Source organism: Streptomyces roseirectus (genome assembly GCF_014489635.1).
GTDB classification, from domain to species: Bacteria; Actinomycetota; Actinomycetes; order Streptomycetales; family Streptomycetaceae; genus Streptomyces; species Streptomyces roseirectus.
Map to the genome: position 1 here is coordinate 5702968 of NZ_CP060828.1, position 23971 is coordinate 5726938.

At 72.6% G+C, this 23971-nt stretch carries 17 protein-coding genes; 11 read left to right on the plus strand and 6 right to left on the minus strand.

The window, feature by feature from the left end; all coding sequences use genetic code 11:
- The first annotated feature begins 236 nt into the window (after nucleotides 1-236).
- From IAG44_RS24345 to IAG44_RS24355, 3 genes are all read left to right on the plus strand, one after another.
- The gene (locus tag IAG44_RS24345) at nucleotides 237-1217 is read left to right on the plus strand and encodes an SMI1/KNR4 family protein (RefSeq protein WP_187749192.1); all 981 of its coding nucleotides are present in this window, start codon (nucleotides 237-239) and stop codon (nucleotides 1215-1217) included.
- Between the two features lie 8 nt (nucleotides 1218-1225).
- On the plus strand, nucleotides 1226-4663 hold the full coding sequence (locus IAG44_RS24350) for an SUKH-4 family immunity protein (protein ID WP_187749193.1): 3438 nt from the start codon (nucleotides 1226-1228) through the stop codon (nucleotides 4661-4663).
- Between the two features lie 191 nt (nucleotides 4664-4854).
- Entirely contained in the window at nucleotides 4855-5739 is an 885-nt protein-coding gene (locus tag IAG44_RS24355) for a coiled-coil domain-containing protein (RefSeq protein WP_187749194.1), read from the plus strand.
- A 32-nt stretch (nucleotides 5740-5771) separates the two neighbouring features.
- Here the strand turns inward: IAG44_RS24355 and IAG44_RS24360 are convergent, their stop codons facing one another.
- Nucleotides 5772-7268: an MFS transporter gene (locus IAG44_RS24360; protein WP_246562034.1), complete on the minus strand. Its 1497-nt coding sequence runs from the start codon at nucleotides 7266-7268 to the stop codon at nucleotides 5772-5774.
- A 435-nt stretch (nucleotides 7269-7703) separates the two neighbouring features.
- Here IAG44_RS24360 and IAG44_RS24365 point away from each other — a divergent pair, with 435 nt between their 5' ends.
- Entirely contained in the window at nucleotides 7704-8492 is a 789-nt protein-coding gene (locus IAG44_RS24365; protein WP_187749195.1) for an ABC transporter ATP-binding protein, read from the plus strand.
- Entirely contained in the window at nucleotides 8489-11071 is a 2583-nt protein-coding gene (locus IAG44_RS24370; RefSeq protein ID WP_187749196.1) for an ABC transporter permease, read from the plus strand. The genes IAG44_RS24365 and IAG44_RS24370 overlap by 4 nt, the downstream gene beginning before the upstream one ends.
- Before the next feature lie 105 nt (nucleotides 11072-11176).
- Here the strand turns inward: IAG44_RS24370 and IAG44_RS24375 are convergent, their stop codons facing one another.
- Entirely contained in the window at nucleotides 11177-11563 is a 387-nt protein-coding gene (locus IAG44_RS24375; protein WP_187749197.1) for a hypothetical protein, read from the minus strand.
- 408 nt (nucleotides 11564-11971) lie between these two features.
- Here IAG44_RS24375 and IAG44_RS24380 point away from each other — a divergent pair, with 408 nt between their 5' ends.
- On the plus strand, nucleotides 11972-12814 hold the full coding sequence (locus IAG44_RS24380) for a PGAP1-like alpha/beta domain-containing protein (protein ID WP_187749198.1): 843 nt from the start codon (nucleotides 11972-11974) through the stop codon (nucleotides 12812-12814).
- Between the two features lie 73 nt (nucleotides 12815-12887).
- On the opposite strand, the gene IAG44_RS24385 is transcribed toward IAG44_RS24380, so the two are convergent.
- On the minus strand, nucleotides 12888-13277 hold the full coding sequence (locus IAG44_RS24385; RefSeq protein ID WP_187749199.1) for a RidA family protein: 390 nt from the start codon (nucleotides 13275-13277) through the stop codon (nucleotides 12888-12890).
- Between the two features lie 301 nt (nucleotides 13278-13578).
- On the opposite strand from IAG44_RS24385, the gene mfd reads away from it, so the two are divergent.
- On the plus strand, nucleotides 13579-17136 hold the full coding sequence (gene mfd / locus IAG44_RS24390) for a transcription-repair coupling factor (RefSeq protein ID WP_187749200.1): 3558 nt from the start codon (nucleotides 13579-13581) through the stop codon (nucleotides 17134-17136).
- Nucleotides 17137-17261: 125 nt separating this feature from the next.
- Entirely contained in the window at nucleotides 17262-19625 is a 2364-nt protein-coding gene (locus IAG44_RS24395; protein ID WP_187749201.1) for a hypothetical protein, read from the plus strand.
- Between the two features lie 59 nt (nucleotides 19626-19684).
- Here the strand turns inward: IAG44_RS24395 and IAG44_RS24400 are convergent, their stop codons facing one another.
- Complete coding sequence (locus tag IAG44_RS24400; RefSeq protein WP_246562037.1) at nucleotides 19685-20269, minus strand: TetR/AcrR family transcriptional regulator; 585 nt, start codon at nucleotides 20267-20269, stop codon at nucleotides 19685-19687.
- Between the two features lie 225 nt (nucleotides 20270-20494).
- Here IAG44_RS24400 and IAG44_RS24405 point away from each other — a divergent pair, with 225 nt between their 5' ends.
- Nucleotides 20495-21370, plus strand: a complete 876-nt coding sequence (locus IAG44_RS24405; protein ID WP_187749203.1) for an alpha/beta hydrolase family protein — start codon at nucleotides 20495-20497, stop codon at nucleotides 21368-21370.
- 69 nt (nucleotides 21371-21439) lie between these two features.
- On the opposite strand, the gene IAG44_RS24410 is transcribed toward IAG44_RS24405, so the two are convergent.
- Together IAG44_RS24410 and IAG44_RS24415 are read right to left on the minus strand one after the other, a co-directional pair.
- Nucleotides 21440-21997 (minus strand): GNAT family N-acetyltransferase, encoded by a 558-nt coding sequence (locus IAG44_RS24410; RefSeq protein ID WP_187749204.1) that lies wholly within the window; start codon nucleotides 21995-21997, stop codon nucleotides 21440-21442.
- A gap of 150 nt (nucleotides 21998-22147) precedes the next feature.
- Nucleotides 22148-22330, minus strand: coding sequence for an Rv0909 family putative TA system antitoxin (locus IAG44_RS24415; RefSeq protein ID WP_187749205.1), 183 nt, complete (start codon nucleotides 22328-22330; stop codon nucleotides 22148-22150).
- A 206-nt stretch (nucleotides 22331-22536) separates the two neighbouring features.
- On the opposite strand from IAG44_RS24415, the gene IAG44_RS24420 reads away from it, so the two are divergent.
- Together IAG44_RS24420 and IAG44_RS24425 are read left to right on the plus strand one after the other, a co-directional pair.
- The gene (locus IAG44_RS24420) at nucleotides 22537-23244 is read left to right on the plus strand and encodes an HNH endonuclease family protein (protein ID WP_187749206.1); all 708 of its coding nucleotides are present in this window, start codon (nucleotides 22537-22539) and stop codon (nucleotides 23242-23244) included.
- 100 nt (nucleotides 23245-23344) lie between these two features.
- Nucleotides 23345-23920, plus strand: a complete 576-nt coding sequence (locus IAG44_RS24425) for an RNA polymerase sigma factor (RefSeq protein ID WP_246562039.1) — start codon at nucleotides 23345-23347, stop codon at nucleotides 23918-23920.
- The last annotated feature ends 51 nt before the right edge of the window (nucleotides 23921-23971 follow it).

Below are 23971 nucleotides of genomic sequence, written 5' to 3' on the forward strand. Positions count from 1 at the left end.
GCACGCACCAGACGACGTGCGCTATCCGACCGGGGATGTGACACAGGCTCTGAGGGGGACGAAGTGGAGGGCCGGTGACCCGTCCGGGCGTACCGCATAGGCTGTCGGCACCGTGGGTGCGCGACGGACGTGTGCCGGGAAGCGGTGGAGACAGTCGGATACGGGGCGTGTCGGGCGGGGCCGGGAAGCGGAACCGCCGGCGGGCGCCGTACAGAGCGCCGCAGGGGGCAACCGCCATGACGACAGGTCGGCTCGGGCAGACCGCGCCGCCGAACGCGGCTTACGCCGGGCAGGTCGTGCACTTTCCGGACCCGGTCCGGGCGGGCCGTCACCCCAGAGGTGTACGGGTCGACGAGCGCGGCTACCCCGACTTCTCGCCGTACGCGCGCGCGGTGGCGGAGATCGCCGATCCCCCGGAGGGGTTCGGGGTCGACGAACTACGTCTTACGGACTACGTGTCGGCGAACGCGGCGCAGTCGGCGTCCGGGCACGCGCTGTGGGACACGGTCTCGCCGGTCGCGACGCCGCACGGCTGGACGTGGCACCACGTCGCCGGGACGCGCCGGCTCGAACTGATACCCGTGGAGGTGAAGGCGCTGCTGCGCCACCACGGGGGGATCTCGACGGCCCGGGTCGATCACGCGAAGCGGGGGACGCGGCCGCTCCAGGAGACGCGGCCCGCGCACTTCCGGCTGCCGAAGTCGGGGGTCGCGGTGACCGAGTCGCAGGTGCAGGGGGTCGAGGAGGATCTCGGCTACCGGCTGCCGGGCGCCTATCGGACGTTCCTGAAGGCGGCGGGCGGGTGCGCGCCCGTCGGGGCCGCGCTGGACGCCGAGTTGGGGCTCCTCGTCGACCAGCCGTTCTTCACGGTCCGCGACGAGGCCGCCGTCAACGACCTCGTGTACGTCAACAAGTGCCTGCGTGACCATCTCACCAAGGACTACCTGGGTGTCGGGTTCGTGCAGGGCGGGCTGCTCGCCGTCAAGGTCAAGGGCGAACGGCTCGGTTCGGTGTGGTTCTGCGCGTACGACGACGTCCGTGACGCCGATCCCTCCTGGACGCCGGCCCAGCGCGTGGAGCGGCTGCTGCTGCCCTGCGGCGACGACTTCGACGCGTTCTTGTCCCGACTCGCCGGTGATCCGCCGGAGTTGGAGACGGTGGCCGACCTGATGGTGGACGGCGGGTTCACGCGCGTCGTTCCGGTTGCTGGGGAGTGATCCGCACGATGGTGACGTTCGCGCAGGCGCAGGAGCGCGCGGAGGAGTGGGTCAACGGGGACGTGCCCGTCTACCAGCATCGCGAGGTGCGCGTACGGGAGTTCGGCCTCGGGTTCGTCGTCTGGGCGGAGGACCGGGCGGAGGGGCCCCGTGGCGACGGCGGTGCTCAGCGGCTCGTCATCGCCCGTGACAGCGGCGAGGCCACGCTGTGGCCCGCGCTGCCCGTCGGCGAGGTGATCCGCCGGTACGAGGAGCGGTACGGGGGTGAGGCGGGGGTCGTCGCCGACGCGGTGCCGGCTGCCGCCGCGCGCGTCGATCTCAACCAGACGTCTTTCCTCCTGACGCCGCCGGAGTGGCTACAGGACGCGGCGGACAAGCTGGGCATCGGGGACGGGGCTCAGGGGGCGGAGTCAACTCCGGCGCCGGGGGCGGGTGTTGGCGGTGGCGCTGGGGCGCCGGGTGCCGCGTCCGGCGGGCCGGGTTCTGGTGCGGGCGCTGCTGCCGGAGGGTCGGGGGCTGCTGCTGCCGGGCCTGGTGCGGGTGGCGTTCCTTCCGGGCCGGGTGGCGGTGGCGGTGCTGGTGCTGGTTCGGCTGCGGTGCCGGGTGGCGGGACGGCTGCGGGGGCCGGGGCCCCTGGGGCTGCGGGTGTTCCCGCCGGGGCGACTCCCTGGGCCGGGACCGACACCAACGGCGACGGCGGTGAGGACCGGTCCGTTCCGCTGCCGGCGACCGTGTTCGCCCCGCCGCTGAGCGACCCGAACGAGCGGCGTGGGCCCGGGGTTCCGGCCGACGCCAAGACCGAGTTGATGTCCGGGGGGAGCCAACTGCCGCCCACGGCCATCGCGCCCGCGCTGGACGGCACGGTCGGTGGAGCGCAGGGTGCCGGGGGTGGGCCTGCGGGAGGTTCGGCGTACGGGTATCCGCAGGGCGGCGGTCCGGGTGGGCCCGGAGCGGGTGGGCCGGGTGTCGGTCAAGGCGCCGGTGGCTCCAACTCGGCTGCGCCGGGTGGGGTTCAGGGGCCTGGCGGCCCCAACTCGGCTGTACCCGGCGGGGTTCAAGGGCCCGGCGATCCCAACTCGGCTGTGCCGGGCGGGGCTCAGGGACCTGGCGGGTTTGACTCTGCTGCGCCGGGCGGGACTCAAGGGCCTGGTGGCTTCAACGCGTCCGCGCCCGGTGGGGCTCAGGCGCCCGGCGGCCCCAACTCGCCGGTGGCGGGCGGGGGGCAGGGGTCTGCTGTCCCCAACTCGGCTGCTCCTGGCGGGGTTCAGGCGCCCGGTGGGCCTAACTCGGCTGTGCCGGGCGGGGCTCAAGGGGGCGGTGCGCTCAGTCCGACGCTGCCCGGTGACGGTCAGGGTGCCGGGGTGGCCGGTCCTGGGGCCGGTGTCGCCGATGCGCCTACCGCTGTCGCGACTCCGGGACTGGGCATGCCCAACGCCGGTGTGCCCGGCGGGACTTCGCAGGCCGGTGATTCCGCGGGGCGGGGGCTCGCCCCCAACGCCGGGGACATCGCCGACGCCGCGACCAGCAAGGCCGCGCCGCCTCCGCGCCGACGGGGCGGGGGAACGCCGCCGCCTCCGCCTGGCGCGCCCGGGGTTCCGGGTGCCCGGCCGGGGAACGCGCCCGGCCCCATGCCTGGAGGCGCGCCGGACGGTGCCGTCGGGGGAGCCCCGGGTGCCGGTCCCGCCGGTACCCCGGGTGCGCCCGCCGGAGGCTACGTGCCGACGCAGTTGGTCTCCGCGCTCGGTCCCGACGGACCTGATCTGATCTCCGGCCCCGGCGGAGCCCCGGGCACGCCCCCGCCCGGTGCCCAGCCGCCCGGCGCGGGCCAATCCGGCGTGACACAGCCCGGCGTCGGCATGCCCGGCGCCGGTCAGATGCCCGGCGCCGTACCCCCGCCCCCGCCGGGCGCCCCCGGCGTCCCCGGAACGGCCCCCGGCACTCCCGGAGCCCCAGGTACCCCTGGTGCGCCCGGCGCTCCTGGAGCCCCCGGTGCTCCCGGCACCCCGGGCGCCCCCGGTGCCGTGCACCAGGCCGAGACCATGCTGGCCGCACCCCCGGTCGGCGGACCGGGCGCGCCGCCGCCCCCGCCGGGCGCCCCCGGCGTCCCCGGAGCGGGCCCGCGTACCCCTAGTACTCCAGGTGGACCGAACACCCCGCCGCACGGCGCCCCGGGCACCCCCGGAACTCCGCCGCACGGCGTCCCGCCGGCCCCCGGTGCCCCGCCGCACGGCGCCCCGCCCGCTCCCCCCACCCCGCCGGGTGCTCCCGGAGCCGGAGCCCCGTTCCCCGGCGCCCCTGGTGCACCCGGGACACCTCCCGGCGCGCCCCCGGCCCCGTTCCCGGGCGCCCCCGGCGCGGCCGGTGCCCCGGCGGCGCCTCCCGGCGTGCCCGGAGCCGGCCCCTACTCCGGTACCCCGATGGTCCCCCAGGGGATGCCCCCGTCGGCCTACGGGTACCCCAACCCGGCGGGCCAGCCGATCGTGGGCCCCGGCTACCAGGCGGTCCTGCGCTACCGCGCGCAGGACGGCTCGGAGCAGCAGCTCATCCGGCGTTCCGCGCCGGGCACCCCGCACCCGGAGTGGCAGATCTTCCACGAGCTGCGCGGGATGAACGTCCCGCCGGGCCAAGTGCTGGAGCTGCACACGGAGTTGGAGTCGTGCGAGCTGCCGGGCGCGTACTGCGCGCGGATGATCAGGGAGCAGTGGCCCCAGGCGAGGATCACGAGCATCGCCCCGTACGGCACGGACCACGCGAGCCGGCAGCAGGGCATGCGGCAACTCCTCGCGCACCAGGGCGAGTTGCACCAGGTCGCCGACGGTCCGGCGAGGCCCGCCCCGGTGCGCGCACCGCTCCCGCCGGTGCAACAGGCCCCGGCGATACCGCCGGAGGCGATCGCGCAGGAGCTGGCCGCCGCGTTCGGTCCCGGCGTGTTCCGGTTCGAGCAGGCGGCGGTGGCCCGGCAGGGCGTCCCCCCGGTGGTGGCGCACATGCTGGTCGCGGCGGGACTGCCGCTGGACATGGGCCCGTTCTTCTGGGCGCAGGCCCAACCGGGGCGCCCGGTACCGACGTTGGCGGAGCTGGCGCAGGAGCGCGGGGTGCAGCCGGCGGCGGACGCGGGGTCGTACCTGGTGATGGGCAGCGACTTCGGCCGGGCGATCTGCGTGCAGTACGGCACCGCCAACATCGTCGCGGTGCCGGTCGAGGCCGGGCCCGGCGGGGCCCCGGTGGCGCCGCAGTTCGTGAACTCGGGGCTGCCCGAGTTCGCGCGCTGCCTCGCGCTGCTCGGGCGGATGTGGCGGCTGCGGTTCGGGCTGAACCCGGAGCAGGCGGGCCGCTGGACCGTCGACTTCCAGGCGCAGTTGGCGTCGCTGGACCCGGCGGCGCTGGGTTCGCCGGACAGTTGGTGGTCGGTGCTGCTGGAGCAGATGTGGGACGGGCTGCTGTGACGCCGTCCTGAGCGCTCACCGAGCCGAGAGGGCCCGCACCCGGGAGACCGGGGGCGGGCCCTCGTCGTGTGGACGACCCTTACGACCCGTACGCCCCGTAACCCCCTCACGGAGTGTCACGTTAGGCACCTTTTGATCCGAGCCGTCAAGATATGCGCAAAATCGTTCGGATCTCGTGGGGAGTTTCCATCATGGGCAGCGCGTCGGTGTCGCCGTACGGGTTCGGAGCGGTCCGTGGACGGGGGTACCGCCCCGCGCAGGTCGAGGCGTACGTCGCGGCGCTGTGCGCGGACCGGGACTCCGCGTGGGAGCGGGCGGCGCGGCTGACGGTGCGGGTCAAGGAGGGCGAGGCCGAGGCGCGGCGGCTGCGTGAGGTCGTCAACCGGCTGGCTCCACAGGACTACGACACCCTCGGCGAGAGTGCCCGCCACCTGTTCCGCCTCGCGCAGGACGAGGCCGACGCGCTGGTCGAACGCGCCCGGCGCGAGGCGCGCGAGCGGGGCGCGCAGGCGGACGCGCACGCCGTCGTCGTCCACGAGGAAGCGCGGGAGGAGGCGCGCGTGACCCTCGCGGAGGCGGAGGAATGGGGACAGCGGCGCACCGAACAGGCCCGCGCCGAGGCGGACGAGATCCGGGTGGCCGCCCGGCGCGGCGTGAAGGAGGCGCGTGCCGCGTCCCTCGCCGAGCTGCGCGAGGTGCGCCGGAGCACATCGGCCCTGCTGGCCCGCCAGGAACAGGACCACACGCGGCGCTGGACGGCGGCGGAGCGCGAGGCCGCCGACCGCGCACGCGCCCTCGACGCCCACTACGCCGACCTCGTCGCCCGCGCCGAGTCCGCCCTCACCGAGGCCCGCGCCTCCTACGCCGACGCCGAGACCTCCGCCCGCCACCTCCAGGACCGCGCCCACACCCACGCCACCGCCCTCCTCACCCAGGCCCACCACCAGGCCGACCGCATCGCCCGCGAGACCGAACGCGTCCTGCGCGAACACGGCGAACGCTGGGACGACGTCCGCGCCCACATGGACTACGTCCGCAGCAGCCTGAGCGCACTGACGGGCCGGACGGTGGAGTAGCCCGCTAACTCCCTGGTATTGGGCACCCCGGCTCACTCCCCGGAGGGATCCAGCACCGGAAACCTCCGAGGCGCGAGCAACAGCACGGCGAACGCGAGCGCCGCCGCCGTCGCCGCGCCGAAGTACACGGCGTGGACGGCCTCGGCGACGGCGTGGCGGACGGGGGCGGGGGTGCCGTCGGGGCCCCAGGTGCGGGTGACGGAGTCGAGGTCGGCGCCGCCGAGGCGGGCCGCGAGGACGCCGTTGGCGACGGCGCCGAAGAGGGAGGCGCCGAGGGTCTGGCCGGTCTGGCGGCAGAAGAGGATCGACGCGGTGGCGGTGCCGCGTTCGCCCCAGGTGACCGTCGACTGGACGCCGACGATCAGGGGGAGCTGGAAGAGGCCGAGCGCGGCGCCCAACGCCAGCATGAGCAGGGCGGGTTGCCAGGCGGAGCCGGGGTAGGGGAGGAAGGGGAACGCGAGCAGGAACAGCGTCGCGAGGCCGATGCCCAGCAGGGCCGTGTCACGGAAACCGATGCGCCGGTAGACGTGCTGGCTGAGCGCGGCGGAGACCGGCCAGCTGAGGGTCCACACGGACAGCACGAACCCGGCGGCGACCGGCCCGAGCCCGAGGACGGACTGCGCGTACGTCGGGAGGAACACGGTCGGCGCCACCATCAGCAGCCCCAGCGCGCCCAGCGCCAGGTTGACGGACGCGATGGTCCGCCGCCGCCACACCCAGCCGGGGATGATCGGCTCGGCGGCCCGCCGCTCGACGACGACCACGACGGCGACGAGGACGAGCCCGGTGCCCAGCAGCGCGAGCGAGGGCGCCGACAGCCAGTCCCAGGCGACCCCGCCCTGCACGAGCGCGGTCAGCAGGACCCCGCCACAGGCGAACACGGCGACGGCACCGGCCCAGTCGACGCGCGGCTTCACCAACTCCCGCGCGGGCTCGTGGAGGTGACGGACGATCAGCCACAACGCGACCGCGCCCACCGGAACGTTGACGAGGAAGATCCACCGCCAGTCGGCGTACGCGGCGAACAGCCCGCCGACGGCCGGGCCCGCGACCGCCGACACCGCCCACACCGTGGACAACTTCGCCTGGATCCTGGGCCGTTGCTCCAGCGGATACAGGTCGGCGGCGAGGGTCTGCACGGTCCCCTGCAACGCCCCGCCGCCGAGCCCCTGCACGACCCGGAACGCGATCAGCGCGCCCATGTTCCAGGCGCACGCGCACAGGACGGACCCCAGCAGGAACAGGGCCGCGCCGACGACGAGGACCGGCTTGCGGCCGAAGGTGTCGGAGAGCTTCCCGTACACCGGGAGCGTGACGGTCACCGCGAGGAGGTAGCCGGAGAAGAGCCACGAGAAGACCGAGAAGCCGCCGAGGTCCCCGACGATCTGGGGGACGGCGGTGGAGACGATCGTGGAGTCGAGGGCGGCCAGCGCCATCGACAGCATGAGCGCGGCGACCACCGCGCCGCGTCGGCCGGGGGTACTACGGTCCCCGGTCTCAGGTATGACCGGCCGAACGCTCTCCGCCACTGACGCTCCCCGTGCTCCGGCGCTCCGGTGATCCCGTGCCCCTTGCATCTATCTGCCGTCGATCAGCTTCTCACTTGACCCTCACGTCGCGGCAGGGTGCAGCCTTAGGGGGCCGGAGGGTGGAGGGATCCCTGAATTTCGCTCCACCCGTCGGTGGAGAACCCCTAGGGGTACCTCCGTACTACGTCTCGGGGAGGGTTCGTACCGACGGATGACGAGGAGCCGCCGCCCCGCTCCTTAATCTGGCTTTACGCCGACGGGGGGTGGGGTTAACCCCCCGGGAAGAGGGGGCCCGGCCCCAATGCGCCGACTCCCTCCCGGGGACCAGACTCGTCGTCGTACCCAAGCACCAAGCATCCAGGTACCCCAGTACTCAAGCGGGCCCGCCAGCGGGGCAGCCGCGTCTCAAGTGATGACCGACATAGGAGACTTGCCATGACATCGGCCGTGACCATTCCCCGGCACGGGGGTTCCGGAGGGCGTACGGCCGTCGCCGCGCGGGGGCGGCAGGTCGTGAAGGCGTACGGCGCCGGGGAGACCCGCGTCGTCGCGCTCGACCACGTCGACGTGGACATCGCGCGGGGCGAGTTCACCGCGATCATGGGCCCCTCGGGTTCCGGGAAGTCCACGCTCATGCACTGCCTCGCCGGACTCGACACCGTCAGCTCGGGGAAGATCTACCTCGACGACACCGAGATCACCGGCCTGAAGGACAAGAAGCTCACCCAACTCCGGCGCGACCGCGTCGGGTTCATCTTCCAGGCGTTCAACCTGCTCCCCACGCTCAGCGCGCTGGAGAACATCACGCTCCCGATGGACATCGCCGGCCGCAAGCCGGACAAGCAGTGGCTGGCCCGCGTCGTCGAGACCGTCGGCCTCGCGGGGCGGCTCAAGCACCGGCCCAACCAGCTCTCCGGCGGCCAGCAGCAACGCGTCGCCGTGGCAAGGGCGTTGGCCGCCCGCCCCGAGATCATCTTCGGCGACGAGCCGACCGGGAACCTCGACTCCCGTGCGGGCGCTGAGGTGTTGGGCTTCCTGCGCCGCTCCGTCGACGAACTCGGCCAGACCATCGTCATGGTGACCCACGACCCGGTCGCCGCGTCCTACGCGGACCGTGTGCTGTACCTCGCCGACGGCCGCATCGTCGACGAGATGCTGCGCCCGACCGCCGAGACCGTCCTCGACCGAATGAAGGACTTCGACGCCCGGGGGCGCACGTCATGACCGTCATGAAGACCTCGATGCGCAACTTCTTCGCCCACAAAGGGCGAATGGCGCTCTCGGCGATAGCGGTGCTGCTGTCGGTGGCGTTCGTGTGCGGGACGCTGGTGTTCACGGACACCATGTCGACGACGTTCGACAAGCTGTTCGCGGCGACGTCGTCCGACGTCACGGTGAGCCCCAAGGACGCCTCCGACACCGGGGAGACGCAGGCCGACAACGGCAAGCCGCCGGTCATGCGGGCGTCGGTCCTCGACACCGTCCGCAAGGCGAAGGGCGTCAAGGCGGCCGAGGGCGCGGTGTTCTCGACCTCCGTGACCGTCGTCGACGCCGACAAGGACAGCCTCTCGCCGAACGGCGGCGGACCGACCATCGTCGGCAACTGGACCGCCAACGACGCCCGCACCATGAAGGTCACCTCCGGGACGCCCCCCAAGGGTCCGGACCAGGTGATGGTGGACGCGGACACCGTCGACAAGCACCACCTGAAGCTCGGCGACGAGATCGCCGTCATCACCGCCGTCGGCACCCACACCGCGAAGGTCTCCGGCGTCGCCGCGTTCGAGGTCACCAACCCCGGCGCCGCGATCTTCTACCTCGACACGAAGACCGCGCAGCAGACGCTGGTCGGCGAGACCGGGGTCTACACGAACGTCAACGTCACGGCCGCCGAGGGCGTCAGCGACGCGCAGCTGAAGACGGACGTCAGCGCGGCACTCGGCGCCGGTCAGTTCAAGGTGCAGACGGCCAAGGAGACGGCGGACGCCAACCGCGCGGACGTCGGCGAGTTCATGGACGTCCTCAAGTACGCCATGCTCGGCTTCGCCGGGATCGCGTTCCTCGTCGGCATCTTCCTGATCATCAACACGTTCTCGATGCTGGTCGCGCAGCGCACCCGGGAGATCGGGCTCATGCGGGCCATCGGGTCCTCGCGCAAGCAGGTCAACCGGTCCGTGCTGGTCGAGGCGTTCCTCCTCGGGGTCGTCGGGTCGGTACTAGGGGTAGGGGCCGGGGTCGGGATCGCCGTCGGGCTGATGAAGCTCATGAGCTCCGCCGGCATGAACCTCTCCACCGACGATCTGACGGTCGCCTGGACCACCCCGGTGATCGGGCTCGTCCTCGGGGTCGTCGTCACCGTCCTCGCCGCCTACCTCCCGGCCCGGCGTGCCGGGAAGGTCTCCCCGATGGCCGCCCTGCGGGACGCGGGCACGCCCGCCGACGGCAAGGCCGGGCTGGTGCGCGGGGCGATCGGGCTGCTGCTCACCGGCGGCGGCGTCTTCGCCCTGTACCTCGCGGGCAGCGCCGACAAGGGCGGTGAGGGCGCGCTCTGGCTGGGGCTCGGGATCGTCCTGTCGCTCCTCGGGTTCGTCGTCGTCGGACCGCTGCTGGCGGGCGGGGTCGTACGGGTACTAGGGGTGGTCCTGCTGCGGGCCTTCGGGCCGGTGGGGCGCATGGCCGAGCGCAACGCGCTGCGCAACCCGAGGCGTACGGGGGCTACGGGGGCGGCCCTGATGATCGGGCTCGCGCTGGTCGCCTGCCTCTCCGTCGTCAGCTCCTCGATGGTGGCCTCCGCGACGCAGGAGCTGGACAAGACCGTCGGCACCGACTTCATCGTCGGGTCGGACGCCGGGCAGCTCGTCATCCCGCAGGCCGTCAAGGCGATCAAGGAGACGCCGGGCATCGAGCGGGTCACCGAGTACAAGTGGCTGGAGGCCGACTACACCACCCCCGACGGCAAGACCCTCAAGAACACCGACATCACGGCGGCCGACCCGTCGTACGCGACCGACGTCCGCAAGGAGACCGTCGCGGGCGACATCAAGGACGCCTACCGGATCGACTCGATGTCCGTCCACGAGGACTTCGCCAAGGAACACCGCGTCACCCTCGGCTCGAAGATCGCCGTCAAGTTCAAGGAGGGGTCGACGGCGCACCTCACGGTCCGCGCCATCACCCGCAGCGACGACGTCATCGACTCCGGCGCCAAGTACATGTCCATCGCGACCCTCGCGAAGTACGTGCCCGCCGACAAGATGCCCCTCGACTCCATGCTCTTCGCGACGGCGCAGAAGGGCCAACAGGACGCCGTGTACCAGGCGTTGAAGTCCTCCCTGCACGACTACCCGCAGTACAAGGTGCGCGACCAGACCGACTACAAGCAGGCGCTCAAGGACCAGATCGGCCAACTCCTCAACCTCATCTACGGGTTGCTGGCCCTCGCGATCATCGTCGCCGTCCTCGGCGTGGTGAACACCCTCGCGCTGTCGGTCGTCGAGCGGACCCGGGAGATCGGCCTCATGCGCGCCATCGGCCTCTCCCGCCGCCAACTGCGCCGCATGATCCGCATGGAGTCCGTCGTCATCGCCCTCTTCGGCGCGCTGCTCGGCCTCGGGCTCGGCATGGGCTGGGGGGCCACCGCGCAGCAACTCCTCGCGCTCCAGGGCCTCGGCGTCCTGGAGATCCCCTGGCCGACCATCATCGGCGTCTTCATCGGGTCCGCGTTCGTGGGGCTGTTCGCGGCACTGGTCCCGGCGTTCCGGGCGGGACGGATGAACGTCCTCAACGCGATCGCCACCGACTGAGCCACCGCATACGGGGGTTGCGGGGGAAGACCCGGTGCCGGGAAGCCAACAGGGCTTCCCGGCACCGGGTTTCGCGCGCGGACGCTGCCGCGCACGGGCGTCACTTCACGCGCTCGCCGCCCCGAACGCGTCCGCCCCGAAAGAGTCCGCCCCGAACGGCGCACCCTCATAGGTGTACGGGTAGTCCACCCCCATCGTCGCGAGCGTCGCCGCCCGCCGCCGCTCCCACTGGAGCCGCAACTCCCACGCGGCCTCCGCCTGAGCATCGCGCTCGGCCTGGAGCCGGAAGAGTTCGGCGGCTTCTTCCTTGCTGGGGCTGGTCCACGGGCGGGCCCAGGGGCTGACGTACGACTCGGCGGCGGCCGGTGCCGGGGTCGATGCCGGGGCCGGTGCGGGGGCCGCGCACTTGCGGCGCTTGCCCCGAGCGGGGAGGAGGTACGAGAGCAGGGTGTGCAGGGACGCCAAAATGGCGCGCGCGATAGAGTGGCGCACGGCGACAGTCTTCCTCTCACGGTGATGTCGTCACGGCCCCATCAGCGGAGTGTTGGTAGCACTCCGAGCCCTGGTGGGGCCACTTTGTTGTGTTGTGTGGAGCACCGTAGCACTCAATTACCCCTTTGCAGAACGGAAGTTGAGTTCTGTGATCTTCCGTTCGGTTATGGCGGGATCATGCTCCCGAACGCGCCGCTCACCGCCAACTCACGAACACCGTCAGCGAGTCCAGCCCCGGTGGGCGGGGGTGGGCAACGGGAGTTGGGACGTGTCCGGCTGATACCCCGGAGAGTTATAGGTACCTGGCGTGGCGGTTCGTCCGCATGCTGATCGTCGTGTCCGCGAGGGCGGGCGTATCGCTACCGGGAAACGGGGAGTGTCATGCGGGTCGGGATGAGGATCGCGGGGATGACCGCGACGGCGGTGCTGACGGGGCTGGGTGTGCTGGCGACGGCGGTGCCCGCGGGGGCCGCTTCGACGCCGGCGCGGAACAACAGCAAGAGTGAGGACGTGCTGCTGGTGCACGGGTACGACCCGGTGTGGGCGGCGAAGTTCGACTGCAAGGACTACTTCAAGGACGTCATCAAGGGGTTCAAGGACTACAAGTGGAAGGGGAAGGTGCGGGGGGTCGCGTTCTACAAGGACGACTGGAACTGCGACTTCAGGATCGCGAAGGGGGAGCGGGACAGAGGGCTCAAGCAGTTGGGCAAGGACCTCGCCAACAAGATCTACAAGGACTACACCTCCAAGGGTAAGTCCGTCGACCTGCTGGGGCACTCGATGGGCGGGCTGATCATCCAGGCCGCGCTGACCGGCGTCGCGAAGAAGGAGTCCGGCTTCCCGAAGAAGCTGTACGTCGAGGACGTGGTGACCCTGGGGACGCCGCACGCGGGGACGGGCTGGGGCTGGGGCCACGACTACCAGCAGACCAAGGACATGCGGCCGAAGTCCTCCTTCCTCAAGTGGCTGAAGAACAACCCGCAGTCCACCCAGGCCACCGACTGGACAGCGATCGGCAGCAACAGCGACGCGATCGTCTCGGAGACGTCGGCGACGGCGGGCGGCTTCAAGCACTGGGCCCGCTACGACAACCTCCCGGGCGTGGACGACCACGCCGCCCTGAAGGCCGTCGGGACCGGCACCCACAAGATGCAGTACCGCAACGAGCCGGGCGGCACGAGCAGTTGGAAGAAGCGCGGCGCGCCCGTCGACTGGGCCACCGCCTCGCTGTACTACTACACCTCCTGGTGACGTGACGCCCCCTCACCACTGACACCGGCGCCGTCGGGACCTCCCGGCGGCGCCGGAGCCGTTCCCGGCACGCTCAGTCCAGCACCGCGACCGCCTCGATCTCGACCAGATGCTCAGGCACGTCCAGCGCCGCGACCCCGATCAGCGTGGCCGGCGGCCGGTGCTCGACGCCGAGCCGCGCGGCCCCCCGCCCCACCCCCTCCAGCAGCGCCGGCATCTTGTCCGGCGTCCAGTCGACGACGTGGACGGTGAGCTTCGCGACGTCCGTGAAGGCGGCCCCGGCGCCCGCGAGGGCCGTGCCGACGCTGACGTACGCCTGCTCGACCTGGGCCGCGAGATCGTCCGCCGCGTCCCAGGCGACCTGGCCGGCGACGTACACGGTCCGGGTGCCGGAGGCGACGGAGACCTGGTGGTAGGCGTCGATCGCGGGCAGGCCGCCCGGATTCAGCAGGGTGATGGTCATGCCGAAACCGTAGGGCCGCCCCCTCTGACGTGGAAGAACGCACTTTTCGGTGACCGGGGAACCTCTTGGTGACCCAGCAGGTCAGGCCATGGCTCCGTCTTCGAAAGGGTGACGGCCGTCAACGGCCGGCCCACGCGCTGCCCAGGCCGGAGGGTGACGCGGTCGTCCACAGGCCGGTGGTTGTCCACAGGCCCGGCGCTTGTCGGCGCCAAGTCGTACGCTGGATGACCCCCGGCCCGTGACACGCGTCGGGCCCTCGGTGTTGCCCGTACCTGCCGTAGACCCCCACCGGAAAGAACCCATGAGCCTGCACGGTCTGCTAGACGCCGTCCTGAAGGACAAAGCCCTGTCCGAAGCCGTCCGGGCGGCGGCCGACGGCAACCGCACGCACGTCGACCTGGTCGGCCCCCCGGCGGCGCGCCCCTTCGCGATCGCCGCGCTCGCGCGCGAGTCCGGCCGCCCGGTGCTGGCGGTGACGGCGACGGGCCGGGAGGCCGAGGACCTGGCGGCGGCGCTGCGCTCCCTGCTGCCGGCGGACGGCGTTGTGGAGTACCCCTCGTGGGAGACCCTGCCGCACGAGCGCCTGAGCCCGCGCAGCGACACCGTGGGCCGCCGCCTGGCGGTCCTCAGACGCCTGGCGCACCCGAGCGCGGACGACCCGGAGACGGGCCCGGTGTCGGTCGTCGTGGCCCCCGTGCGGTCGGTGCTCCAGCCACAGGTCAAGGGCCTGGGCGACCTGGAGCCGGTGGCCCTGCGCACGGGCAGCACCGCCGACCTGAACACGGTCGTGGAGGCGCTGGCGGCAGCCGCGTACGCGCGCGTGGAACTCGTCGAGAAGCGCGGCGAGTTCGCCGTGCGCGGCGGCATCCTGGACGTCTTCCCGCCCACCGAGGAACACCCCCTGCGCGTCGAGTTCTGGGGCGACGACGTCGAGGAGATCCGCTACTTCAAGGTCGCCGACCAGCGCTCCCTCGAGGTCGCCGCGCACGGCCTGTGGGCGCCCCCGTGCCGGGAACTCCTGCTGACGGACGACGTGCGCGAGCGCGCGCGGCGGCTCGCCGAGGAACACCCCGAGCTGGGCGAGCTGCTGCACAAGATCGCCGAGGGGATCGCCGTCGAGGGCATGGAGTCCCTGGCGCCCGTCCTCGTCGACGACATGGAACTGCTGATGGACGTCCTGCCCAAGGGCGCGATGGCCGTCGTGTGCGACCCCGAGCGGGTCCGCACGCGCGCCGCCGACCTGGTGGCGACCTCGCAGGAGTTCCTGCACGCGTCCTGGGCGGCCACGGCGGGCGGCGGCGAGGCCCCGATCGACGTCGGCGCGGCCTCCCTGTGGTCGATCGCGGACGTCCGTGAGCGGGCGCGCGAGCTGGACATGATGTGGTGGTCGGTGTCCCCGTTCGCGGCCGACGAGGAGCTGACGGACACCTACGCCGCCGACGCGGCGGGCGACACGCTGAAGCTGTCCATGCACGCCCCGGAGACCTACCGGGGCGACACCGCGAAGGCCCTCGCGGACACCAAGGGCTGGCTCGCGGACGGCTGGCGCACGGTGTTCGTCACCGAGGCACACGGCCCCGCCACCCGCACCGTCGAGGTCCTGGGCGGCGAGGGCGTCGCCGCGCGCCTGGCCGCCGACCTTGGCACCATCACCCCGTCCGTCGTCCACGTGGCGTGCGGCTCGATCGACTACGGCTTCGTCGACCCGGCGCTGAAGCTCGCCGTCCTCACCGAGACCGACCTGTCGGGCCAGAAGGCGGCCGGCAAGGACGGCGCGCGCATGCCCGCGCGCCGGCGCAAGAGCATCGACCCGCTGACCCTGGAGGCCGGCGACCACATCGTGCACGAGCAGCACGGCGTGGGCCGGTACGTCGAGATGGTCCAGCGCACCGTCCAGGGCGCCACCCGCGAGTACCTGGTCGTCGAGTACGCGCCCGCCAAACGCGGCCAGCCCGGCGACCGCCTGTACATCCCGACGGACCAGCTGGAGCAGATCACCAAGTACGTCGGCGGCGAGGCGCCCACCCTGCACCGCCTGGGCGGCGCCGACTGGACGAAGACGAAGGCGCGCGCGAAGAAGGCCGTCAAGGAGATCGCGGCCGACCTGATCAAGCTCTACAGCGCGCGCATGGCCGCCCCCGGCCACGCGTTCGGCGCCGACACGCCCTGGCAGCGCGAGCTGGAGGACGCCTTCCCGTACGCGGAGACGCCGGACCAGCTCACCACGATCGCCGAGGTCAAGGACGACATGGAGAAGACGGTCCCGATGGACCGCCTGATCTGCGGCGACGTCGGCTACGGCAAGACCGAGATCGCCGTGCGGGCCGCGTTCAAGGCCGTCCAGGACGGCAAGCAGGTCGCCGTGCTCGTCCCGACGACCCTGCTCGTCCAGCAGCACTTCGGGACGTTCTCCGAGCGGTACGCGCAGTTCCCGGTCAACGTCCGCGCGCTGTCCCGCTTCCAGACCGACACCGAGGCCAAGGCCACCCTGGAGGGCCTGCGCGAGGGCGCCGTCGACGTCGTCATCGGCACCCACCGGCTGTTCTCCTCCGAGACGAAGTTCAAGGACCTCGGGCTCGTCATCGTCGACGAGGAGCAGCGCTTCGGCGTCGAGCACAAGGAGCAGCTGAAGAAGCTCCGCGCGAACGTCGACGTCCTCACGATGTCGGCGACGCCCATCCCGCGCACGCTGGAGATGGCCGTCACCGGCATCCGCGAGATGTCGACGATCACCACGCCCCCGGAGGAGCGCCACCCCGTCCTGACGTTCGTCGGCCCCTACGAGGAGAAGCAGATCGGCGCCGCGATCCGCCGTGAACTCCTGCGCGAGGGCCAGGTCTTCTACATCCACAACCGGGTCGAGTCGATCGACCGCGCGGCCGCGCGCCTGCGCGAGATCGTCCCCGAGGCGCGCATCGCGACCGCGCACGGCCAGATGTCCGAACAGGCCCTGGAACAGGTCGTCGTCGACTTCTGGGAGAAGAAGTTCGACGTCCTGGTGTCGACGACGATCGTCGAGTCCGGCATCGACATCTCCAACGCGAACACGCTCATCGTGGAGCGCGGCGACACCTTCGGCCTGTCCCAGCTGCACCAGTTGCGCGGGCGCGTGGGCCGTGGCCGCGAACGCGGGTACGCGTACTTCCTGTACCCGCCGGAGAAGCCCCTCACGGAGACCGCGCACGAACGCCTCGCGACGATCGCCCAGCACACCGAGATGGGCGCCGGCATGTACGTCGCGATGAAGGACCTGGAGATCCGGGGCGCGGGCAACCTCCTGGGCGGCGAGCAGTCCGGGCACATCGCGGGCGTCGGCTTCGACCTGTACGTGCGCATGGTCGGCGAGGCCGTCGCGGACTACCGCAAGCAGCTGGAGAACGGCGAGATCGAGGACGAGGCGCCCCTCGACGTCAAGATCGAACTGCCGGTCGACGCGCACGTCCCGCACGACTACGCGCCCGGCGAGCGGCTGCGCCTCCAGGCGTACCGGGCGATCGCCTCGGCCAACTCCGAGGACGACATCAAGGCCGTCCGGGAAGAACTCACCGACCGCTACGGCAAGCTGCCCGAGCCCGTCGAGAACCTGCTGCTCGTCGCGGGCCTGAGGATGCTGGCGCGCGCGTGCGGGGTCGGCGAGATCGTCCTCCAGGGCACCAACGTCCGCTTCGCGCCGGTCGAGCTGCGCGAGTCGCAGGAGCTGCGCCTCAAGCGCCTGTACCCGGGGACGGTCGTCAAGCCGGCCGCGCACCAGGTGCTCGTCCCGCGCCCGAAGACCGCGAAGGTCGGCGGGAAGCCGCTGGTCGGGCGCGAACTGCTCGGCTGGGTCGGGGAGTTCCTGGCGTCCGTGCTCGGGTCGTAGGAAACGCACATAGCGGGCGTTCTTGACAGGCGTCGGTGACGGTTCGAATCTGGACACACCGGCGCCCGCCCGGCGCGCGGACCCAACGGCGCCCGCCAGGCGCCCCGTTCATTCCAGGGGGAGGAATGAACAGTGTCGTCTCCGGCGGTCTCTCCGCCTCGCTGACCGACCGTCACGGCGTCCGCCTCACGCGCGTGACACCCCGGCCGACGGTCCCGCACCCGAGGCCCCCGCGCGCCCCGGACACCCGGCCGTACCTGGTGGGCCGCGCCCCGGAACTCGCCCGCGTACGCGCGCGCGAGGCCGTCGAGTTCACCGGCCCCTGCGGGACGGGCAAGACGACGCTCCTGCGGGCCGTCCCGGACGGCGTGTACGTCCGCGTCGGCCCGACCGCCCTGGAAGACCTCCTCCAGGACCTCATGCGCCGCTTCCACACCTGGCCGGGCCCCGTACGGTTCACCACCGAGGAGTGCGCGCGGGCGCTCGCCGCCGTGGAGGCCACCGTCGTCCTGGACGACGTCTCCTACACCCCGCAGCAGCTCGCCTACCTCAAGGACGTGCTGCGAGGCTGCGCCCTGGTGACCGGCGCCGTCGTGCCCGCGCTCGGCGCCGCCGGCGGCTCCTGCGCCCTCCAGGGGCTCTCCGAGGGCGCGGCGACCGCCCTCCTCGCCCACGACCTGGGACGCGCCCTCAGCGGCGCCGAGCAGGCCGTCGTGGGCCGTCTGGTGACCGCCGTCGGCGGACAGCCGCTGCACCTGCGGCAGGCCGCCGCGCTGGTCCGCCACGACGGCCACACCCTCGCCGACGTCACCACGCGCGCGGAGGGCGACCCCGACGTCCTGGACGAGCTGTGCATCGCCGCGCTCGGGCCGCAGGCCAAACGGGTGCTCGCCGTGCTCACCCTGCTCGGCGGCGCGCTGCTGCCCGCCGGGGTGCTCGCGCAGATGGCCGACGTCGCCTACGTCGCCCAGACCTTCGAGTCGCTCTCCGCGCGCGGGCTCGCCGAACAGCGCGACGACCGGTTCGGGCTGCCCGTCTGCAAGGCCGAGCCCTACCGGCACGTCCTCTACCGCCACCTCGGGCTCGCCGTCGCCGCCCGCTCCCTCGCCTCCTGGCTCGCCTCCTGCGCCCCCGCCGGTCCTGACGCGCGCGGGGCTCTCGACGCCGCCCTCGGGCTCCTCGGGCTCGCCGCCGAGCGCCGCGAGTGGCAGACCGTCGTCCGCCTCGTCACCGTCGTCGAGCGCGTGCTGTTCGTCCAGGGGCACTGGGAGGCGTGGCAGAACACCCTCGCGCAGGGGATCACCGCCGCGCGCGAGGCCGGGGACGCGGCGGCCGAGGCGTACTTCGCGCATCAGCAGGGGGTGCAGCACTTTCTGCACGGGCGTGTCGAGCACGCGCGGGGGATGCTGCGGCGGGCGCTGGAGCTGCGGGAGTCGTTGGGGGATGCGGCGGGGGCGGAGGTGACTCGGGCGAACCTTGCGCTGCTTGCCGCGGCCGGGGCGCCGCCGCTGCCGTCGGCTCCGCCGGGTGGGCTGGGTGTGCCGGGTGCGTCCGGTCGTTCCCCTGACGCGCGGCGGCGGGTGGTGGTCGCGGTCGCCGCGGTGGTGGGGGTGCTGGTGATCGGGACGGCGGTCGGGCAGGGGATGGGCGGGGGTGGCGAGAGCGGCGGGGGTGGTGCGTCGGCCTCGCGGGTGGGGGTGACGGCCGGGGAGAGCGGGAGTGCTACGGGGGCGGGGGCGGGAGGAGCGGGGGTGGGCGGGTCGTCAGGGGAGTCGTCCGGAGGGGATACGGGTCCTACGGGGACGGTCTCGGGGTCGGCCTCGGTCTCCTCGTCGGCCTCGGGGTCGTCGTCTTCAGGGTCGTCGGGGTCGTCCTCCTCAAGTACTACGGGTACCCTCGCCGCGCCCCGGATCTCGCCGTCCTCGCGGGACTTCGGGATGACGCACATCCATCCGTCCGTCGACGCGCCCACCGTCGACTTCACCGTCACCAACCCCAACGACCGGGCCATCGACCTCGGCCCCGCGACCGTCCCCGGCGCGAGCGCCTTCTCGTACGCGGACGGCACCTGCGGGGACCGGCTCGGGGCGGGGGAGTCCTGCACGGTGACGGTCGAGTTCGCGCCGAGCGGGCTGGGCCCCGAGAGCGACCGGCTCACGATCGCGTCCGGGGGCAGGACCGCGACGGCGGACCTCAGCGGGACGGGGTACGTCGGCCTCACCGTCGTCCTCCTCGGCGGGCGCGACAGCTCCCGGCTGACGGCGACGGACCCCTCGGCCGGGGAGGTCTGCGCGGGGTACACCTCCGTGCAGTGCACGATCCGGGTGACGGCGGAGCCGGTGCTCACGGCCGTCCTCACGGACCCCGGGGCCCGGTACGTCATGAAGGGGTGGAGCGGGGCCTGCGTCGGCTCCAACCCCTGTGTGCCCGCGCTCGCTTCGGACGACAGCTCGACCGTGACGGCCCGGTTCGCGCCGTACCTCGGCTGAGGGCGTGCCAGGGGCGGACGGCAGGGGTGGGCGTCCGGGGCTGGTGTCCGGGGCTGGCGTCAGGGACGGCGCAGGCCCTCGATCAGCAGTGCCACCAGGCGGCGTGCGTCGTAGCGCGGGTCCGCGTCCGCGCCCGCGCACAAGTTGCCGATGCCACGCAGGAGTTGGTACGCGTCGAGGCCGGGCGCGTGGATCTCGCCGGAGACGGTCGCGGCGTCCAGGAGGCCGGCGCAGACCGGCAGGAGGCGGTCGAGGAAGTAGGTGTGCAGGGGGCCCAGGCAGGCGCTGTCGGACTGCATGGCGCCGGCGAGGCCGTGCTTGGTGACGAGGAAGTCGACGAACAGGCCGGTCCACTCGGCGAGCGCGGCGTACGGGCTGGGGGCGTCGGCGAGGAGCGCGGGGCCCGCCTCGGCGCAGGTGTCGACCTGGTGGCGGTAGACGGCGACGACCAGGTCGGCGCGGGTGGGGAAGTGCCGGTAGACGGTGCCCGTGCCCACGCCCGCGCGCGCGGCGATCTCGCGGACGGGGGCGTCCACGCCCGACGTGACGAAGACGGCGGCGGCGGCGTCCAGCAGGGTCTGCTGGTTGCGGCGGGCGTCTTTGCGGCGGGGGGGGTCGAGGGGTGGCTGGGTGGGGGCGGGCACGGTGCTCCTTTGCGGGCGGGGCGTTGGCGGGCGGGGTCTCTGGCGGGCCTTGCGATACGGAACAGCGTTCCGTATCGTCTTAAGCGGAACGGTGTTCCGCTTTGCCATGATGGCAGACCGGCGGACGGCCTGTCATGCCGCCTCGGTGCACCCCGGCATCGACCCGACCCGTACGGGTCCTACAGGTCGTACCCGTACCCCTCACCCCTGACGAAAGGCACAGCCATGCCCGGATCATCCCCGATCGTCTCCGTGAAACCGGTCCTCCTGCCCGCCCCCGGCCGGGGTGACGACCTCCGGGTCCGCGTCAGTGCCCCGCTGACCGGCACCGGCCTCCCCGTCCTCGTGTTCTCGCACGGTTTCGGCTCGTCCATGGACGGGTACGCGCCGCTCGCCGACCACTGGGCCGCCCACGGCTTCGTCGTCGTCCAGCCCACGCACCTCGACTCCCGCACGCGGGCCCTGCCCGCCGAGGATCCCCGGACGCCGCTGATCTGGCGGCACCGGATCGACGACGTCGTCCGCGTCCTCGACTCCCTGGGCGCCCTCGAAGCGGCCGTGCCGGGGCTGGCCGGACGCGTTGACCGGGGCCGGGTCGCCGTCGCGGGGCACTCCTGGGGCGCGCAGACGGTCGGCGTGCTGCTGGGGGCGCGGGTGCTCGGGGTTCCGGACGACTTCACCGACCCGCGTGTCAAGGCGGGCGTTCTGCTCGCGGCGGCCGGTCTCGGTGACGAGTTGACGCCGTTCGCGGCCGAACACCTCCCCTTCATGCGGCCGTCGTTCGCGTCGATGACCGCCCCGGCGCTCGTCGTAGCCGGTGACAGCGACCACTCCCAGCTCTCCACCCGGGGGCCCGACTGGTTCATCGACCCGTACCTCCGCAGTCCCTCCCCCAAGGGTCTGCTCACCCTGACCGGCGCCGAGCATTCCCTAGGGGGCATCCCTGGGTACGAGTCCGCCGAGACGACCGACGAGAACCCGGAGACGGTCGCGCTGATCCGGCGGGTGAGCACGGCGTTCCTGCGTGGGGCGCTGGGGCTGGAGGGGGAGGACTGGAAGTCGGTCGACACGGGGGTGTTGGGGAAGGTGGAGAGCAAGTAGGCGCTGGGCCTGGGGTCTTGCGCTGTGCGGCCGGGCGCGTCCCTCAAGTGCCGTTGCACTCCCGGGAGTTCACGTCCCGCGCGCTTCCTCCCACTCCCGTTCCAGCATCGCGTGGACCACCGAGTCGCGCCACGCGCCGCGCTTGTGGACGTGTTCGCGGATGCGGCCCTCGACGGTCATGCCGGCGCGGGACATGGCGCGGGCGGAGGGTTCGTTGGCGGGGGAGCGGGCGGCCCAGACGCGGTGGAGGGCGAGGTCTTCGAAGGCGAGGGCGAGCAGGAGGCGGACGGTCTCGGTGCCGAGGCCCTGGCCCCAGTGGGCGGGGTTCAGGGCGAACCCCATGGTGGCGGCGCGGAGTTGATGCGGGTCGGCGGCGAGGCGGGCGACTCCGACGAGGGTGCCGGTGGCGTGTTCGGCGACGCCGAGGACGTACTCCGTACGGGGGTCCACGCGGGCGCTCGCCTCGGCGTGGGTCACCATCGCGCGGACGTCGTCCCGGGTGCGGGGTTCGAACGAGAGGTGGGCGGTGGCGAGTTCGCTGCCGTAGATCGCGAACAGGGCGTCCGTGTCGGATGGTTGGAGTTCGCGGAGGTGGAGGCGCGGGCCTTGGCGGAGGACCGGGTGCATGAGGGGACTCTAGCGAGCGGGGTGGCGAGGTCTACGGGGGTTACGGGGGCTGCGGAACGCCGGCTACGAGGTCCGTGGAACGCCGGGAGCCGCCCCCGTACCCGTAGTACTTCCAGGCAGGGGGCGGAGTATCCCGATCGCGGCGGCGCGCTACTGCTGGTCGGGCGAGCTGCGGTCCATGCCCAGTGCGCCTTCGATCTTCTGCTGGGCGTCGTCGACCTGGCCCTCGAACTTGTTGCCGGTCTTCTCGTTGATCTTCTGCTCGGCGGCGTCGGACATTTCCATGGCTTTGTCCTGCGCCGCCTGGTTCTTGAACCTGTCAAAGATGCCCATCGAAGGCTCCTTCCGGAGGTGATCCAAGACGACCATATGTCTGGCTTGCTCCGAATGCCCACCCGAACGTGCGTGGGAGCGCGACGCGGCCGTACCCATGGAGTGCCCCCGCACGCCCGCTCGTTAGCGTGTACGCGGCCCTGACCGGGGAAAACGTCCGGTGCGGGGCGTCGGAACGGGTGCGAGAGAACATCGGAGGGGCGCGCGTGAAGCGTGTTCGGGGCGGGGTGGCGGTCACCGCTGTGCTGGTCGCGGTACTGGCGGGTTGCGGCGAGGGGACCGAGGGGAGCGGCGCGTCCGGCCCCCAGAGCGGGGCGGCGCTCGCGGCCGCGCAGGCGCTCCAGGTGAAGGGCCGGGCGCCGAAGACCGGCTACTCCAGGGACGCGTTCGGCTCGGCCTGGGCCGACACCGACTCCAACGGCTGCAACACGCGCGACGACATACTCCAACGGGACCTGAAGAGCGTGAAGTTGACCGGTGGTGACTGCAAAGTCACCTACGGGATCCTGGAGTCCGACCCCTACTCCGGCAAGGACGTCACCTACCGGCGCGGCAAGAGCCAGGTCGACATAGACCACGTCGTCGCCCTCTCGGACGCCTGGCAGAAGGGCGCCAAGTACTGGCCCGCCCGCAAACGCATCGCCCTCGCCAACGACCCCCTCAACCTCCTCGCCGTCGACGCGAGCACCAACCGCTCCAAGGGTGACGGCGACACCGCGACCTGGCTTCCCCCGAACTCCTCCTACCGCTGCGCCTACGTCGCCTCCCAGGTCGCCGTCAAGAAGAAGTACGAACTCTGGGTCACCGCAGCGGAGAAGTCCGCGATGGAGAAGGTCCTGAAATCCTGCCCCGGCCAGAAACTGCCGACCGGCGGGAACCCGACGTCGGCGCCGGAGAGGTTCGGCGCGAAGTAGCCGGGGCGGTTCGGTGTGTCCGGCCCCTCCTTTTTGCCCCTGTGACACAGGTCACAAATCAGCCGTGAACCGAACGGCAAGATCATTTCGACGAAGGGGTGTGAAGGCCGAACGAGGGGGTGGATGTGATGACGCCGAACTTCTGGACGATGCCGAACTTCTGGACGCCGTGGCCGACGGGGACCGCGCCGCGTTCGAGGAGCTGTTCCGCAGGTTCGCGCCCTGGCTCAGGGGGCGGCTGCGACAGAGATGCGCCGATCACGTCCTGGTGGACGAGGTCGTCCAGGACGTCTTCGTGGAGGTGTGGCGCCGCCGCGAGAGCGAGCGCGCCGCCCGGGTCGGGGACGTGAGCGGGTGGCTGTGGCGGGCCGGCAGCAACCGGCTGACCGACGCCCGGCGGGCGCAGGAGCGGCGGGGCCGGCTGCTGGGCCGCCTCGCGGGGCTGCCGCGACGGCACGCGGTGTCCGCCGAGGAGGAACTGCTGGCGCACTGGGGCGACGGCGCGCTGGACGCGGTGGAGCGGCTGCCCGCCGAACTCCGCGCCGTGATGCGGGCCACGGCGCTCGAAGGGCTGACGGTCCAGGAGACGGCCGAGCGCCTGAAGATCCCGACGGGAACGGTCAAGTCCCGCGCGTCGAGGGCGAGAAGGCTGCTGAGGGAGCGGTTGTCGACGTGAGGGGGCGCGGCGAGGGCCGGGGGCGGACGCGGGTGCGCGGCGAGGACAGGG